Source organism: Vibrio sp. 05-20-BW147 (genome assembly GCF_013369385.1).
Lineage (GTDB): Bacteria > Pseudomonadota > Gammaproteobacteria > Enterobacterales > Vibrionaceae > Vibrio > Vibrio floridensis.
In genome coordinates this window covers 1-539 of sequence record NZ_SZTO01000097.1, presented here as the reverse complement: position 1 = coordinate 539, position 539 = coordinate 1, and the positions used below count along the sequence as shown (strand labels likewise).

Annotated in this window: 4 tRNA genes; all 4 read right to left on the bottom strand. The window is 46.8% G+C overall.

What is annotated here, in order from left to right:
• Positions 1–183: 183 nt before the first annotated feature.
• The 4 genes from FC652_RS20230 to FC652_RS20215 all read right to left on the bottom strand — a co-directional run bounded on the left by FC652_RS20230 (position 184) and on the right by FC652_RS20215 (position 516).
• Positions 184–259: transfer RNA gene (locus FC652_RS20230), tRNA-Val, on the bottom strand.
• A gap of 14 nt (positions 260–273) precedes the next feature.
• Positions 274–349 (bottom strand) — tRNA-Ala (locus FC652_RS20225).
• 14 nt (positions 350–363) lie between these two features.
• Positions 364–439: transfer RNA gene (locus FC652_RS20220), tRNA-Lys, on the bottom strand.
• Between the two features lies 1 nt (position 440).
• Positions 441–516 (bottom strand) — tRNA-Glu (locus FC652_RS20215).
• Positions 517–539 lie beyond the last annotated feature (23 nt).

The following is a 539-nucleotide window of genomic DNA, read 5'->3' as shown; positions in this document are numbered from 1 at the left end:
CTTCCCAAGAACACTTGAATGTGTTTGTTGGTGTTTGTCTTACAGACAAACATTGAGAACTTTACAAACAACAATAAATTGTTGTTTTGTCAGCTTTCCAAATTGTTAAAGAGCAGATTTTCTAATGAAAACCATTTTTAAAGATTCTTAAGGAAAAACCCTTAAAGATGGTGGTTTTTTGAGTGGTGGGCGATACCGGGTTCGAACCAGTGACCCCCTGCTTGTAAGGCAGGTGCTCTCCCAACTGAGCTAATCGCCCATTGCGTTCAAGAATGGTGGAGCTATGCGGGATCGAACCGCAGACCTCCTGCGTGCAAGGCAGGCGCTCTCCCAGCTGAGCTATAACCCCAACTCTTGAAGTAATGGTGGGTCGTGCAGGATTCGAACCTGCGACCAATTGATTAAAAGTCAACTGCTCTACCGACTGAGCTAACGACCCATGGTATCCCGTAGGGGAGTCGAACCCCTGTTACCGCCGTGAAAGGGCGGTGTCCTAGGCCTCTAGACGAACGGGACACTAAGATACTCTAAACTTTCTA